At 56.9% G+C, this 15,692-nt stretch carries 11 protein-coding genes and 1 tRNA gene; all 12 read left to right on the top strand.

The genetic code is table 11. The features are described 5' to 3' along the window. Positions 1-68 precede the first annotated feature (68 nt). The 12 genes from CWI75_RS18095 (at position 69) to fusA (ending at position 15,616) form a co-directional block, all read left to right on the top strand. Positions 69-144, top strand: a tRNA-Trp gene (locus CWI75_RS18095). Between the two features lie 55 nt (positions 145-199). Beyond that, the gene (secE, locus tag CWI75_RS18090) at positions 200-562 is read left to right on the top strand and encodes a preprotein translocase subunit SecE (RefSeq protein WP_101522937.1); all 363 of its coding nucleotides are present in this window, start codon (positions 200-202) and stop codon (positions 560-562) included. A 23-nt stretch (positions 563-585) separates the two neighbouring features. Then, positions 586-1,119 (top strand): transcription termination/antitermination protein NusG, encoded by a 534-nt coding sequence (nusG, locus tag CWI75_RS18085; protein WP_101522936.1) that lies wholly within the window; start codon positions 586-588, stop codon positions 1,117-1,119. 134 nt (positions 1,120-1,253) lie between these two features. Continuing rightward, positions 1,254-1,688, top strand: coding sequence for a 50S ribosomal protein L11 (rplK, locus tag CWI75_RS18080; RefSeq protein ID WP_101522935.1), 435 nt, complete (start codon positions 1,254-1,256; stop codon positions 1,686-1,688). After that, complete coding sequence (gene rplA, locus CWI75_RS18075; RefSeq protein ID WP_101522934.1) at positions 1,688-2,383, top strand: 50S ribosomal protein L1; 696 nt, start codon at positions 1,688-1,690, stop codon at positions 2,381-2,383. Before rplK ends, rplA begins: the two co-directional genes overlap by 1 nt. Positions 2,384-2,698: 315 nt before the next feature. Then, positions 2,699-3,229 (top strand): 50S ribosomal protein L10, encoded by a 531-nt coding sequence (gene rplJ, locus CWI75_RS18070; RefSeq protein WP_101522933.1) that lies wholly within the window; start codon positions 2,699-2,701, stop codon positions 3,227-3,229. Positions 3,230-3,271: 42 nt separating this feature from the next. Next, a complete protein-coding gene (gene rplL, locus CWI75_RS18065) occupies positions 3,272-3,652 on the top strand; it encodes a 50S ribosomal protein L7/L12 (RefSeq protein WP_101522932.1) in 381 nt (126 codons plus the stop codon). A gap of 187 nt (positions 3,653-3,839) precedes the next feature. Next, positions 3,840-7,913 carry a DNA-directed RNA polymerase subunit beta gene (rpoB, locus tag CWI75_RS18060; protein WP_101522931.1) on the top strand — a complete coding sequence of 1,358 codons (4,074 nt, stop codon included), beginning with the start codon at positions 3,840-3,842 and terminating at the stop codon, positions 7,911-7,913. A gap of 82 nt (positions 7,914-7,995) precedes the next feature. Then, the gene (gene rpoC / locus CWI75_RS18055; protein ID WP_101522930.1) at positions 7,996-12,216 is read left to right on the top strand and encodes a DNA-directed RNA polymerase subunit beta'; all 4,221 of its coding nucleotides are present in this window, start codon (positions 7,996-7,998) and stop codon (positions 12,214-12,216) included. 291 nt (positions 12,217-12,507) lie between these two features. Then, positions 12,508-12,879, top strand: a complete 372-nt coding sequence (gene rpsL / locus CWI75_RS18050; protein WP_101522929.1) for a 30S ribosomal protein S12 — start codon at positions 12,508-12,510, stop codon at positions 12,877-12,879. 118 nt (positions 12,880-12,997) lie between these two features. Then, a complete protein-coding gene (gene rpsG, locus CWI75_RS18045) occupies positions 12,998-13,468 on the top strand; it encodes a 30S ribosomal protein S7 (RefSeq protein WP_101522928.1) in 471 nt (156 codons plus the stop codon). Positions 13,469-13,504: 36 nt separating this feature from the next. Beyond that, positions 13,505-15,616 carry an elongation factor G gene (gene fusA, locus CWI75_RS18040; RefSeq protein WP_101522927.1) on the top strand — a complete coding sequence of 704 codons (2,112 nt, stop codon included), beginning with the start codon at positions 13,505-13,507 and terminating at the stop codon, positions 15,614-15,616. Positions 15,617-15,692 lie beyond the last annotated feature (76 nt).

Below are 15,692 nucleotides of genomic sequence, written 5' to 3'. Positions count from 1 at the left end.
CCCCGTAACCCGTCATCGAGCCGAACCGCTTGTGGGCAGTTCGGCTTCGTTGTCTCAGAAGAGAATATAGGCCAGTAGCTCAATTGGCAGAGCAGCGGTCTCCAAAACCGCAGGTTGGGGGTTCGATTCCCTCCTGGCCTGCCATATATGGCAGGGGGTTGTGCGTCAGACGTTCGGCCCGACTGAAAGGATAGTAGTAATGAGTGTGGATACGACTGCCGGAAAACTTGATTCCGTCAAATGGGTGGTGGTATTTGCCCTGCTCGCCGCGGGTGTGGTTGGCAACAGCTATTTCTCGTCCGAGTCGCTGTTGTACCGGGTTCTGGGTTTTGTTGCCATTGCGCTGATTGCTGCAATGGTAGCGCTGCGAACCACCAAGGGCGCTGCCTTCTGGAACCTGGTCAAGAGTTCGCGTACCGAGATTCGCAAGGTCGTCTGGCCAACACGGCAGGAGACGGTACAGACCACGCTGATAGTGGTGGTTTTCGTATTGGTAGTGGCACTGATGCTGTGGGGACTGGATTCATTCCTCGGCTGGCTGGTGTCGTTGGCAATTGGTTAGAGTAAAAGGATAAGGGATCGCCGATGGCTATGCGTTGGTATGTTGTACATGCCTATTCAGGGTTCGAGAAAAAAGTAGCGGCCGCCCTGAAGGAGCGCATCGAACTGCTGAACATGCAGGATCGCTTCGGTGAGATTCTGGTGCCTACCGAGGAAGTGATAGAAATGCGTGCGGGCCAGAAGCGCCGCAGTGAGCGCAAGTTTTTCCCCGGTTATGTGCTGGTGCAGATGGAACTCGACGACGCGACCTGGCACCTGGTCAAGGAAACGCCGCGGGTGATGGGCTTTATCGGTGGTAAAGCGGACGCACCGGCGCCGATTACCGAGGCGGAAGCCGCCGCGATCCTGCAGCGTGTCGAGGCTGGTGTGGAAGCACCGCGACCCAAGACGTTGTTTGAGCCCGGTGAGATGGTGCGTGTTGTCGACGGTCCATTCAACGATTTCAATGGCGTCGTTGAAGCAGTCAATTACGAGAAAAGCCGGTTGAATGTTGCGGTATTGATATTCGGCCGCTCCACTCCGGTGGAACTGGAATTCAGCCAGGTCGAAAAGGCCTGACTGAGCGTGTGGCGGATGCCTGAAGGGGCGTCCGCTGGTATTTACGGGCGACCACGTGTCGCCACAATGGGGAGCCCGAGCCCAGGCTGGTAGCAGCTGGTGGCACCACGGCGTTTGTACCCGGGAGTTTACACATGGCTAAGAAAGTATCGGCTTATATCAAGCTGCAGGTCAAGGCCGGGCAGGCTAACCCCAGTCCCCCAGTGGGTCCTGCGCTCGGCCAGCACGGCGTTAATATCATGGAATTCTGCAAGGCGTTCAACGCCGAGACCCAGGCCATGGAGCCAGGTCTGCCCATTCCAGTGGTCATAACCGTTTACGCCGACCGTTCATTCACTTTTATCAAGAAGACCCCGCCGGCGGCCGTGCTGCTGCGCAAGGTCGCAAAAATTGAAAGTGGCTCGGCTACACCCAACACCCGCAAGGTCGGCTCGGTAACCCGCGCCGATCTGGAAGATGTCGCCACCCAGAAGTGGCCGGACCTGACAGCGGCTGACATGGATGCGGCGGTACGTACTATTGCAGGCAGTGCTCGCTCTGCCGGAATTGATGTAGAAGGGGTTATCTGATGGCCAAGCTGTCCAAGCGCGTACGCGCTTTCAAGGAAAAAGTTGAGCCCGGCAAAACCTACTCCTTCGAAGAGGCGGTTGCCCTGTTGAAGGAATGCGGCAATGCCAAATTCAATGAGACTGTGGAAGTGGCCGTTAACCTGGGCGTTGATGCACGTAAATCCGACCAGGCGGTGCGCGGCGCGACGACGCTGCCCCACGGTACCGGCAGCTTCGTTCGCGTAGCAGTATTCACCCAGGGTGATGCCGCCGAGCAAGCCAAGGCGGCCGGTGCTGACTTTGTCGGCATGGAAGACCTGGCCGAGCAGATCAAGGGCGGGATGATGGATTTCGACGTGGTTGTGGCCTCCCCGGATGCCATGCGCGTTGTTGGCCAGCTGGGCCAGATACTGGGCCCCCGCGGCCTGATGCCAAACCCGAAAACCGGTACCGTAACCCCGGATGTACTGACGGCAGTCAAGAATGCCAAGGCCGGGCAGGTGCGTTTCCGTACCGACAAAAACGGTATTATCCATGGTGGTATCGGCAAGGTCGATTTTGATGTGGACGCAATCCGGGGCAACCTGGAAGCGCTGCTGTCAGACCTGCGCAAGGCCAAGCCGGCTGCTGCGAAGGGCATTTACATGAAGAAAATCACCCTGTCCACGACTATGGGCCCGGGTGTAAGTGTTGACATGGGATCAATAACGGTTTGATCAAATCACCCCCGCGGGGGTGATTGCTCATGGGCTTTTCACGGATGGAGAGTCAGAGGCAGCAGTATCCTGATGGGTGCGGTTGCCTTGCTTTGAGGTCTTTGGAGCAAGCTCGGGCATTAAGCGCCTAATTAGCTGAGAACTGAAGGCCATCAAAGACCGTAGGTGGGAGTGCTGTGAAGTTGGCAGCATGACCTTAATCAGGTGGTCCGCGAGGGCGACCAAACCTACGCAGATGGTGGAATTGTTCACCACGCAAGGTGATGCGGCCATAGTGTTGGCGGCATCAAAACAGTAAATCCAGGAGTAATACCAGTGGCAATTGGACTCGAAGACAAGAAAGCGATCGTTGCTGAAGTTAACGAGACTGCCACCAGTGCCCTGTCCCTTGTAGTCGCCGATGCACGTGGCGTTACGGTGGGTGGGATGACAGCTCTGCGAAGCCAGGCCCGCGACAATGCAGTGACTCTCCGTGTAGTGCGGAACACACTTGCAAAACGCGCTCTGGCGGGTACGGAATACGAATGCGTCAGTGACGTATTGGTAGGCCCTTCCCTGTTCGGGTTTTCGATGGAAGACCCGGGTGCAGCAGCTCGACTCTTTAAGGAGTTCGCCAAGGAGCATAAAAACTTCGAGGTGAAGGCACTGGCGGTGAGCGGCCAAATGCTGGGTGCGGAACAATTGGATGTACTGGCTAGTCTGCCGACGCGTGATCAGGCACTCGCTATGTTGATGAGTGTAATGAAGGCGCCGGTAACCAAGCTGGTACAGACGATGAACGAAGTACCTGGAAAATTGGTTCGCACACTGGCAGCAGTACGCGATCAGAAAGAAGCAGCGGCGTAAGCCCCTGCTGTTTATTTATCAGCTAACCAGGAGATACGAGTCATGGCTCTGTCCAAAGACGACCTTTTAAACGCAATTGCTGAAATGAGCGTAATGGAAATCGTTGAGCTCATCAGCGCAATGGAAGAAAAGTTTGGTGTAACGGCTGCCGCGGCGGTTGCTGCAGCACCTGCTGCCGGTGGCGGCGATGCCGGCGCGGTTGCTGAAGAGCAAACCGAGTTCGACGTTATTCTCACCGGTGCCGGTGAGAAGAAAGTGAACGTCATCAAGGTAGTTCGTTCAGTAACCGGTCTTGGCCTGAAAGAAGCCAAGGCAGTAGTTGACGGCGCCCCTGCCCCGGTCAAGGAAAGCGCGACCAAAGCAGAAGCCGAAGACATCAAGAAGCAGATTGAAGAGGCTGGCGGTACTGTCGAGCTTAAGTAAGCAGTTTGATGTTGGTCTGGCTTGTTGCCGGACACGGAGCAGGCTGGTGGGCATTTTGCCCGCCGGCCTTTTCCCGCTTGAAGAGAGCAGTTTTTTCAGGGCTGGCAGCGGTAGCTGTGGCAGCCCGTCTATGGCCTCGTTTATCGCTGGTCAAGCGGTTAGAAGCTAAACATGCTGGGGAGTACTGATGGCATACTCGTACACTGAGAAAAAACGTATTCGCAAGGATTTCGGTCAACTGTCTAACAAGATGGATGTGCCTTTTCTACTTGCGATTCAACTGGATTCATACAGGAAATTTACCCAGCAGGGTACTCCCCTGGATGAGCGCGGCGACTATGGTCTGCATGCTGCGTTTAAGTCAGTATTCCCGATCGTCAGCTACAGCGGCAACGCGGCGCTGGAATATGTCGACTACCGGCTGGGTACGCCAATATTTGACGTCAACGAATGTCAATTGCGTGGCGTAACCTATTCCTGCGCCCTGCGTGTCAAGGTGCGGCTGATCATCTACGATAAAGAGTCTTCCAACAAGACTATCAAGGATATCAAGGAGCAGGAAGTCTACATGGGGGAGATCCCCCTGATGACAGACAACGGCACCTTCGTTGTAAACGGTACCGAGCGGGTGATTGTATCCCAGCTGCACCGTTCGCCCGGCGTGTTCTTTGATCACGACAAGGGCAAGACCCACTCCTCCGGCAAACTCCTGTACTCGGCCCGCGTGATTCCCTACCGTGGTTCCTGGCTGGACTTCGAGTTTGACCCGAAAGACATGGTATTTGTGCGTATTGACCGTCGCCGCAAATTGCCCGCGACCATTTTGCTGCGCGCACTCGGCTACCAGTCCGAAGAAATCCTCGACATGTTCTATGACGTGAACAGGGTCCAGGTCGATAAAGACGGCAACTACAAGATGGAACTGATTCCCTCGCGCCTGCGTGGGGATGTCGCTTCGTTTGACATTAAAGTTGGCCGTAAGGTTATTGTCGAGCAGGGACGTCGCATCACTGCCCGTCACATTCGCGAGCTGGAAAGTGGTGGTGTCACCGAGCTGGATATCCCTCGCGAATACCTGTTTGGCCGGTCCCTGGCAAAAAATGTCGTCGACGAAAAGACCGGCGAAATACTGGTTGAATGCAACATTCCCCTCACTGACGAAACCCTGGAGATTCTCACCAAGGCTGGTGTCAATGTCATCGAGACGCTGTACACCAACGAACTGGATTGCGGCCCATACATTTCCGACACCTTGCGCCAGGATACCACGCGCAATGAGCTGGAAGCCCTGGTGGAAATCTACCGGATGATGCGCCCCGGCGAGCCGCCCACCAAGGAATCCGCAGAGAACCTGTTCCAGAACCTGTTTTTCTCCCCCGACCGCTATGACTTGTCGGCGGTAGGCCGGATGAAGTTCAACCGTCGCCTGGGCCGTGAAGAAGTGGTCGGCAGTGGTATCCTCGATCGCGAGGACATTGTCGATGTGCTGAAGGCGCTGGTCGCGATTCGTAACGGTCGCGGCATGGTCGATGATATCGATCACCTGGGTAACCGGCGGGTGCGCAGTGTAGGTGAAATGGCGGAGAACCAGTTCCGCGTTGGCCTGGTGCGTGTTGAGCGTGCGGTCAAGGAACGCCTGTCCATGGCTGAGAGTGAAGGCCTGATGCCCCAGGACCTGATCAATGCGAAACCAGTTTCCGCTGCGGTCAAGGAGTTCTTCGGTTCCAGTCAGCTGTCCCAGTTCATGGACCAGAACAACCCGCTCTCGGAAGTCACTCACAAGCGTCGCGTTTCGGCATTGGGCCCGGGTGGCCTCACCCGTGAGCGCGCAGGCTTCGAAGTGCGCGACGTGCATCCGACCCATTACGGTCGCGTGTGTCCTATCGAGACCCCGGAAGGCCCTAACATTGGCCTGATCAACTCGCTGGCAACCTACGCCCGCACCAACGAATACGGTTTCCTCGAGAGCCCGTATCGTAAGGTGGTGGACGGCCAGGTAACCGACGACATCGAGTTCCTGTCGGCCATCAACGAAGCGGAGCATGTTATTGCACAGGCGTCTGCATCGGTGGATGACGATAACCGGTTTGTCGATGACCTCATCGCCGTACGGCACATGAATGAATTCACGGTCATGCCGCCCGAGCGCGTTGATTTCATGGACGTATCGCCCAAGCAGGTGGTGTCGGTGGCAGCGGCCCTGATCCCCTTCCTGGAGCACGATGACGCGAACCGCGCACTGATGGGCTCCAACATGCAGCGCCAGGCAGTACCGACGTTGATACGGCAGAAGCCGTTGGTCGGTACCGGTATGGAGCGCTATGTTGCCAAGGACTCAGGTGTCTGTGTGGTCGCCCGTCGCGATGGTGTGATTGATTCCGTTGACGCCAGCCGTATCGTTGTCCGGGTTAACGACAAGGATGTTGGCCCGGACGAAGCGCCGGTTGATATCTATAACCTGACCAAGTACACGCGCTCCAACCAGAACACGTGTATTAACCAGAGCCCGATTGTGCGCCAGGGCGATGTCATAGCGCGTAACGACATCCTTGCGGATGGCCCGTCCATTGACATGGGTGAGCTGGCACTCGGCCAGAACATCCGCATCGCCTTTATGCCCTGGAACGGCTACAACTTCGAGGACTCCATCCTGGTGTCCGAGAAGGTCGTAAAGGAGGATCGCTTCACCACGATCCATATCCAGGAGCTCACCTGTATTGCGCGGGACACCAAGCTCGGTTCGGAAGAAATCTCCTCCGATATTCCCAACGTCGGCGAGAGCGCGCTGGCCAAGCTGGACGAGTCCGGCATTGTCTATATTGGTGCCGAGGTGGAAGCCGGGGATATCCTGGTAGGCAAGGTCACACCGAAAGGCGAGACCCAGCTTACACCGGAGGAAAAACTCCTGCGTGCCATCTTTGGCGAGAAGGCGTCCGATGTAAAAGATACATCGCTGCGTGTTCCCACCAGTACCAAGGGCACGGTTATTGATGTCCAGGTGTTCACCCGTGACGGGTTGGAGAAAGACCCGCGCGCGATGAGTATCGAGAAGTCACAGCTCGACGATTTCCGCAAGGATCTCAAGGAAGAATATCGCATCTACGAAGAGGCGACTTTCTCGCTGCTGAGCAACCAGCTCAAGGGCAGCAAAACAGTCAGTGGAGCCGGGCTTGCCAAGGGCACCGAGCTGACCGAAGCGGTACTGGCGGAGCTGGATCGCGACCAGTGGTTCAAGCTGAAGATGGCTGATGCCGCACTCAACGAGGCACTGGCTTCTGCCCGGCGTCAACTCGATGAGCAGAACAAGCTGCTGGAAGACCGGTTCGAGGACAAGAAGCGCAAGCTCCAGAGCGGTGATGACCTCGCCCCCGGGGTACTCAAGATCGTCAAGGTATACCTCGCGATCAAGCGTCGTATCCAGCCGGGCGACAAGATGGCCGGCCGGCACGGTAACAAGGGTGTGATTTCGGTGATCATGCCGGTGGAGGATATGCCGTTCGACGAAAATGGCGACCCGGTTGATATCGTACTCAACCCACTGGGTGTGCCATCACGGATGAACGTGGGGCAGGTTCTGGAAACCCACCTGGGCATGGCGGCCAAGGGCCTGGGCGTCAAAATCGACAACATGCTGCAGGAGCAGCGCAAGGTTGCCGAAGTACGCGGGTTCCTGGAGCAGGTGTACAACAATGGCGCAGGCCGTAGTGAAGACCTGAACTCACTGAGTGATGCCGAGATCCTTACCCTCGCGGATAACCTGCGTGAGGGTGTGCCAATGGCGACACCGGTCTTTGATGGCGCGGCGGAAGAGTCCATCAAGGAGTTGCTGACCCTGGCGGGCATGCCCGAAAGCGGACAGTTCACCCTGTTCGATGGTCGCAGCGGCGAAGCGTTTGATCGGCCGGTAACGGTTGGTTACATGTACATGTTGAAATTGAACCACCTGGTCGATGACAAGATGCACGCTCGCTCCACAGGCTCCTACAGCCTTGTTACCCAGCAGCCGCTGGGCGGTAAGGCGCAGTTCGGTGGCCAGCGCTTCGGTGAGATGGAAGTCTGGGCTCTCGAGGCCTATGGTGCCGCCTACACCCTGCAGGAGATGCTGACAGTCAAGTCGGACGACGTGGCGGGGCGTACCAAAATGTACAAAAACATCGTCGATGGTGACCATCGTATGGAGCCGGGCATGCCCGAGTCCTTTAACGTGTTGGTCAAGGAAATCCGCTCCCTCGGTATTGATATCGAGCTGGAGAGTGACTAACTAGCGGCTTTATGGATTCAGGGGCTGATGGCGGCACTTTGTGTCGCCGCGGCTGTAAGGCAAACCTCGCGGAGGAAAGACCTTGAAAGACTTACTTAATCTGCTCAAGTCCCAGGGACAGTCAGAAGAGTTTGATGCGATTCGCATCGGCCTGGCGTCGCCGGAAATGATCCGGGCCTGGTCATTCGGTGAAGTGAAAAAGCCGGAAACCATTAATTACCGTACCTTTAAACCGGAGCGGGACGGCCTGTTCTGCGCCAAGATCTTTGGTCCGGTAAAGGATTACGAGTGCCTGTGCGGCAAGTACAAGCGGCTCAAGCATCGCGGTGTCATCTGTGAAAAATGTGGTGTTGAAGTGGCACTGGCCAAGGTGCGTCGCGAACGTATGGGCCACATCGAGCTGGCGAGCCCGGTGGCACACATCTGGTTCCTCAAGTCATTGCCCTCGCGCATTGGCCTGCTGCTGGATATGACCCTGCGTGATATCGAACGGGTACTGTACTTCGAATCCTTTGTCGTCACCGATCCCGGCCTGACTACCCTCAATCCGTCGCAGTTGTTGACGGATGAGGAGTACTACGAGGCAATGGAAGAATTTGGCGACGAGTTCACCGCCAAAATGGGTGCCGAAGCGATCCAGGACCTGATGAAGCAACTGGACCTGACCTACGAAATCGCCAGCCTGAGGGAAGAAATTCCCGCGACCAACAGCGAAACCAAGATCAAGAAGCTGTCCAAGCGGTTGAAGTTGATGGAGGCCTTCGCCGGTTCCGGTAACAAGCCGCAGTGGATGGTGCTGAACGCACTGCCCGTTCTGCCGCCTGATCTGCGCCCGCTGGTACCACTGGATGGCGGCCGCTTTGCGACCTCCGACCTCAACGACCTCTATCGTCGTGTTATCAACCGCAACAACCGTCTCAAGCGGCTGCTGGATCTCAATGCGCCGGACATTATTGTGCGCAACGAAAAGCGGATGCTGCAGGAATCGGTCGACGCGTTGCTGGATAACGGCCGTCGTGGCCGCGCCATTACCGGCTCCAACAAGCGCCCACTGAAGTCCCTCGCCGACATGATCAAGGGCAAGCAGGGTCGTTTCCGCCAGAACCTGCTCGGCAAACGAGTAGACTATTCCGGCCGCTCGGTGATCGTGGTGGGCCCGACCTTGCGTTTGCACCAGTGTGGCCTGCCCAAGAAAATGGCGCTGGAACTGTTCAAGCCGTTTATTTTTGGCAAGCTCGAGGCGCGTGGCCTGGCCACCACCATCAAGGCGGCCAAGAAGATGGTGGAGCGTGAGCCCGCGGAGGTATGGGATATTCTTGCGGAAGTGATTCGCGAGCACCCCGTGCTGCTGAACCGCGCGCCCACCCTGCACCGGCTCGGTATCCAGGCCTTTGAGCCGGTACTGATTGAAGGCAAGGCGATCCAGCTGCACCCGCTGGTCTGCGCCGCCTACAACGCCGACTTTGACGGTGACCAGATGGCGGTACACGTGCCGCTGACCATCGAGGCCCAGCTGGAAGCGCGGGCACTGATGATGTCAACCAACAACATCCTGTCACCCGCCAATGGCGAGCCGATTATCGTACCTTCGCAGGACGTGGTATTGGGTCTTTATTACATGACCCGTGAACGTGTTAACGCCAAGGGCGAGAACATGATCTTCGCCAACGTTTCCGAGGTGAGCCGCGCCTACCGTGGCGGTCACGTTCACCTGCAGGCGCGGGTGAAGGTGAGGATTCACGAAGTTGTGCAAACCGAGGAAGGTGATCGCAAGGAGCGCTCCTTTATCGCCGACACTACCGTGGGCCGTGCGTTGCTCTGGGAAATCGTTCCCCAGGGTATCGGTTATGACATGGTGAACCAGGATATGGCCAAAAAAGCCATTTCCCGCATTATCAACCAGTGCTACCGGGTGGTCGGGCTGAAGTCCACGGTGATATTTGCCGACCAGCTGATGTATACCGGCTATGAATATTCCACCCGTTCCGGTGCATCCATTGGCGTTAACGATTTCGTGATCCCGGAAGCCAAGGCGGAACTTATCGCCCATGCTGATCGCGAAGTGAAGGAAATCGAGGACCAGTACGCAGCCGGCCTGGTAACCCAGGGCGAAAAGTACAACAAGGTGATCGATATCTGGTCGCGTGCCAATGACCTGGTCTCCAAGGCAATGATGGAAGGCCTCTCGAAGGAAACCGTCATCAACCGCGATGGCGAGGAAGAAGAGCAGTCTTCATTCAACTCGGTGTACATTTATGCCGACTCCGGTGCGCGCGGCTCGCCCGCCCAGATACGCCAGCTGGCCGGCATGCGTGGCCTGATGGCCAAGCCCGACGGCTCGATCATTGAAACACCGATCACGGCGAATTTCCGTGAAGGCCTGAACGTACTGCAGTACTTCATCTCTACCCACGGGGCGCGTAAGGGCCTCGCGGACACCGCACTTAAAACGGCGAACTCCGGTTACCTGACCCGGCGCCTGGTTGACGTCGCCCAGGACCTGGTAGTAACGGAAGTGGACTGTGGTGCAGACGTCGGCCTGTTGATGACCCCGGTTATTGACGGTGGCGACATCATTGAATCCCTGGGCGACCGGGTATTGGGTCGTATCGTTGCCCGCGACGTGATCCGTCCGGGTACTGCAGATGAGATCGCCGTAACCGCAGGCACCATGCTCGACGAGCTGTGGATCAAGCGTCTTGAAGAGATGGCGATCGACGAAGTGGAAGTGCGCTCCCCGATCACCTGTGAGACGCGTCACGGTATTTGCTCAACCTGTTACGGTCGTGACCTCGCGCGGGGCCATCGCATCAACCAGGGCGAGGCGGTCGGTGTAGTTGCCGCCCAGTCAATCGGTGAGCCGGGTACCCAGCTTACGATGCGTACCTTCCACATTGGTGGTGCGGCATCGCGGCAGACTGCCCAGGATAATATCCAGGTGATGAACGAAGGTACCGTGCGCTTGCATAACGTGAAGACCGTTGAACGCAAGGACGGCTTCCTGATTGCTGTGTCCCGTTCCGGCGAACTGTCGGTGCTAGACAACATGGGTCGCGAGCGCGAGCGTTACAAGCTGCCCTACGGCGCCATGATCAGAGTCAAGGACGATGCGACTGTCTCCTCTGGTGAGATTGTCGCCAGCTGGGATCCCCACACTCACCCCATCATTACTGAAGTGGCCGGTACCGCCAAGTTCTCGGGCATGGAAGAGGGTATTACGATCAAGCGCCAGACCGATGAGTTGACAGGGCTGTCCAACATCGAAGTACTGGACGTGGGTGAACGTCCTGTGGCGGGCAAGGACGTGCGCCCGGCTATTACTCTGGTGGATGAAAACGGCGAAGACCTGTGCCTGGCGGGAACCAATGTACCTGCGCACTACTTCCTGCCGCCGAACGCTCTGGTGAACCTTGAAGATGGCGTAACGCTGGGTGCGGGTGATGTTATTGCACGTATTCCCCAGGAAGGGTCCAAGACCCGTGACATCACCGGTGGTCTGCCCCGTGTCGCCGACCTGTTTGAGGCCCGCAAGCCGAAGGAGCCTGCGATTCTCGCGGAAATCTCCGGTACCGTCAGCTTCGGCAAGGAAACCAAGGGCAAGCGTCGCCTGGTGATTACCCCGACAGATGGCAAGACCCTGTCCGATGGCTCGGATCACTATGAGGCGCTCATTCCCAAGTGGCGCGTACTTTCGGTATTCGAAGGTGAATTCGTCGAGAAGGGTGAAATGGTCTCGGAAGGGCCACTCAGTCCTCATGACATCCTGCGTCTCAAGGGCATTGAAGAGTTGGCGAAATACATCGTCAACGAGATCCAGGAGGTTTACCGCCTCCAGGGCGTGAAGATCAACGACAAGCACGTTGAAGTGATCGTTCGCCAGATGCTGCGCAAGGTCATCATCACCTCTTCGGGCGATTCCAGCCTGATCAAGGGTGAGCAGGTTGAATACGTTGCCTTCGTTGAAGAGAACGAGCGCCTGCTGGCAGAGGGGCTGGTAACGGCCACAGCCGAACGCGAGCTGCTGGGTATCACCAAGGCATCGCTGGCGACAGAGAGCTTCATCTCTGCGGCCTCTTTCCAGGAAACCACGCGGGTTCTCACCGAGGCGGCGGTTACCGGGAAGCGCGATTACCTGCGCGGGCTCAAGGAGAACGTGGTGGTGGGGCGCCTGATTCCCGCGGGAACCGGTCTGGCATACCACGCGGAGCGCAAGCGCACCCGCGGCGGTGAGGTTGAAATGACCGTGTCGGCGCAGGAAATCGAAGCAGCGCTGACGGAAGCCCTGCAGGAAAGCAACAGCTAAACGGCGTTCGTCCGGGTAATCGCACCCCCTTGCGGGAGTGGCGATTACCTGGCCTGACACTGGCTGGAGCGATGGAGGCGGGGAAGCGTTTTAATCTCGCCTTGACTACATTGGGGAGCGTCTATAGAATGCCGCCTCCTCTTTCCCGGGGTGTGTCCGTGCGTCTTTGTTGTTCGCGCGCGGAGGTGCAGCGCTGTTGCCCAGGTGCAGCGCTGGCAAATGCCGGGTTCCGGGGCTGAGGCAGGCCGCGAGGCCTTGAAATTTAACACAATATTTTGGAGTTCCAACTGAATGGCAACGATCAACCAATTGGTTCGTAAGCCCAGGAAGCGCAAAGTAGCGAAGAGCGACGTACCTGCCCTGCAGGCCTGCCCGCAGCGCCGCGGTGTGTGTACCCGTGTCTATACGACTACACCGAAAAAGCCGAACTCTGCACTGCGTAAAGTCTGCCGTGTGCGTCTCACCAATGGTTTCGAAGTCTCTTCGTACATCGGTGGTGAAGGCCACAACCTGCAGGAGCACAGTGTGGTGCTGATTCGCGGCGGTCGCGTCAAGGATTTGCCAGGTGTGCGCTATCACACTGTGCGCGGCAGTCTTGATACGTCCGGTGTGGCCAAGCGCCGCCAGGGTCGTTCCAAATACGGTACCAAGCGTCCCAAGTAAACAGGTTCGGGCGGCTTGCCGTCCGGATAAACGTAAATAGTAAGGCTGAACCCCTGCCTCCCCCCGCAATTGTGGCAGGAAGGTGTTCGGAATAACCTGAAGAGAGAAGGGCAACATCATGCCGAGAAGAAGAGTCATCGCCAAACGCGAAGTCGTGCCGGATCCCAAATATGGCAACGTTACGCTGGCAAAGTTTATGAACCATGTAATGGTTAGCGGTAAGAAATCAACCGCCGAGAGCATTGTCTACGGTGCGCTGGAGATCGTTCAGGAGCGCCTGAAAAAAGATCCCATCGAAGCCTTTGATGAAGCACTTGAGAACATCGCACCCATGGTGGAAGTTAAATCCCGCCGAGTGGGTGGCGCTACTTATCAGGTTCCGGTTGAAGTCCGCCCTGCGCGTCGTGTGGCACTGTCCATGCGCTGGCTGGTTGACTACGCCCGTAACCGTGGAGAGAAGTCCATGCGGCAGCGTCTTGCCGGTGAAATCATCGACGCGTCACAGGCGAAAGGTAACGCCGTGAAGAAGCGCGAAGATGTACACCGTATGGCAGAGGCAAACAAGGCTTTCTCTCACTACCGTTTTTAATCGGTTGCCCAGCAACCTGCTATTGGGGAATTTATCGTGGCACGCAAGACTCCTATCAAACGATATCGGAATATCGGTATCTGCGCTCACGTGGATGCGGGTAAAACCACAACCACCGAGCGCGTACTTTTTTACACCGGCCGGTCCCACAGGATTGGCGAGGTGCACGAAGGTGCAGCGACCATGGACTGGATGGCACAGGAACAGGAGCGGGGCATTACCATCACCTCCGCTGCAACGACCTGTTTCTGGCGTGGCATGAATGCCCAGTATGAAGATCACCGCATCAATATCATCGATACCCCGGGGCACGTAGACTTCACCATTGAAGTCGAGCGTTCACTGCGGGTTCTCGATGGTGCGGTGGTTGTGCTGTGCGGTTCCTCCGGCGTTCAACCGCAGACTGAAACGGTATGGCGCCAAGCCAACAAGTATGAAGTCCCGCGCATGGTTTTCGTCAACAAAATGGACCGTGCCGGCGCTGACTTCCGCAAGGTGATTGAGCAGCTGAAGACGCGGCTCGGCGCCAACCCGGTGCCCCTGCAGATGACCATCGGTTCCGAGGACGAGTTCAAGGGCGTTATCGACCTGGTCAAGAACAAGGCGATTCTCTGGAACGAGGAAGACCAGGGCATGACTTTCACCTATGGTGAAATACCTGCGGATATGGTCGAAGAAGTTGCAGAAATGCGCGAATTCATGATGGAAGCGGCGGCTGAAGCCAGCGAAGAATTCATGGACAAGTACCTCGAGCAGGGGGGGCTCTCAGAAGCAGAGATCATGCAGGGTATTCGTACCCGTACTCTCGCCAACGAGATTGTACCCGTGCTTGGTGGCTCGGCGTTCAAGAACAAGGGTGTTCAGGCAATGCTGGACGCAGTGATTGATTACATGCCCTCGCCAACGGAAGTGCGGCCGATCGAAGGCACCTTGCTTGACGCAGACGAAACCGTTGAAGTTCGTGAAGCCAACGACGAGGCGCCATTTTCGGCACTCGCGTTCAAAATCGCCACCGACCCTTTTGTTGGAACACTGACGTTTTTCCGGGTGTACTCAGGAAAGCTCGAGAGCGGCACCGGTGTCTTCAACTCCGTCAAGCAGAAGAAAGAGCGCGTTGGCCGGATGGTGCAAATGCACGCCAACAGCCGCGAGGAAATCAAGGAAGTACTGGCGGGTGATATCGCGGCGGCAGTGGGTCTTAAGGATACCACCACAGGTGATACGCTTTGCGACCTGAACAAGCCGATCGTTCTTGAGCGTATGGAATTCCCCGAGCCGGTAATCTCGGTAGCGGTAGAGCCGAAGTCCAAGGCTGACCAGGAAAAAATGGGTATCGCTCTGGGCAAGCTTGCACAGGAAGACCCCTCTTTCCGCGTCAAGACGGACCAGGAAACAGGCCAGACGATCATCTCCGGCATGGGTGAATTACACCTTGATATCCTGGTTGACCGTATGCGTCGCGAGTTCAGTGTGGAAGCCAACATAGGCAAGCCGCAGGTCGCGTACCGTGAAGCGATACGTAACAAGTGTGAGATAGAAGGCAAGTTCGTTCGCCAGTCGGGCGGTCGCGGCCAATATGGCCACGTCTGGATTCGCTTTCAGCCGGGCGAAGATGCCAATGCCGAAGGGCTTGAGTTTGTTAACGAAGTGGTTGGTGGCACGGTACCTCGGGAATACGTGCCCGCGGTGCAGAAGGGCATCGAAGAGCAGATGCAGAACGGTGTCCTGGCGGGATATCCGCTGCTGGGCCTGAAGGCAGTGCTCTACGATGGCTCGTTCCACGATGTCGACTCCAATGAGATGGCGTTCAAGATCGCCGCCAGCATGGCCACCAAAAAACTGGCCCAGAATGGTGGTGCGGTTCTGCTGGAGCCGATCATGAAAGTCGAAGTCATCACCCCTGAAGAAAATATGGGTGATGTGGTGGGTGACCTCAACCGTCGTCGCGGTCTTATTTCCGGTATGGATGAGAGCGTTTCGGGTAAGGTGATCAACGCCGAGGTGCCGCTGGCGGAGATGTTTGGTTATGCAACCGACCTGCGTTCGGCAACGCAGGGACGTGCAACCTACACCATGGAGTTCAACAAGTACTCCGAGGCACCGAACAACATTGCGCAGGAAATTATTTCCAAGAATGAAACCCGGTAATTTTCAGCTATCTCACAGAGGTGATTAAAAGTGGCAAAGGAAAAGTTTGAACGTAATAAGCCCCACGTCAATGTGG

It is taken from the genome of Kineobactrum sediminis (genome assembly GCF_002868715.1).
GTDB classification, from domain to species: Bacteria; Pseudomonadota; Gammaproteobacteria; order Pseudomonadales; family Halieaceae; genus Kineobactrum; species Kineobactrum sediminis.
Note: the sequence above shows the minus strand (reverse complement) of the source record. Positions and strands in the feature narration are given on the sequence as shown.

Coding starts and splice junctions, on each gene's coding strand:
- rplA (WP_101522934.1), top strand. CDS start 1,688: ATGGCCAAGCTGTCCAAGCGCGTACGCGCTTTCAAGGAAAAAGTTGAG.
- rplK (WP_101522935.1), top strand. CDS start 1,254: ATGGCTAAGAAAGTATCGGCTTATATCAAGCTGCAGGTCAAGGCCGGG.
- rpoB (WP_101522931.1), top strand. CDS start 3,840: ATGGCATACTCGTACACTGAGAAAAAACGTATTCGCAAGGATTTCGGT.
- secE (WP_101522937.1), top strand. CDS start 200: ATGAGTGTGGATACGACTGCCGGAAAACTTGATTCCGTCAAATGGGTG.
- rpsG (WP_101522928.1), top strand. CDS start 12,998: ATGCCGAGAAGAAGAGTCATCGCCAAACGCGAAGTCGTGCCGGATCCC.
- nusG (WP_101522936.1), top strand. CDS start 586: ATGGCTATGCGTTGGTATGTTGTACATGCCTATTCAGGGTTCGAGAAA.
- rpsL (WP_101522929.1), top strand. CDS start 12,508: ATGGCAACGATCAACCAATTGGTTCGTAAGCCCAGGAAGCGCAAAGTA.
- rplL (WP_101522932.1), top strand. CDS start 3,272: ATGGCTCTGTCCAAAGACGACCTTTTAAACGCAATTGCTGAAATGAGC.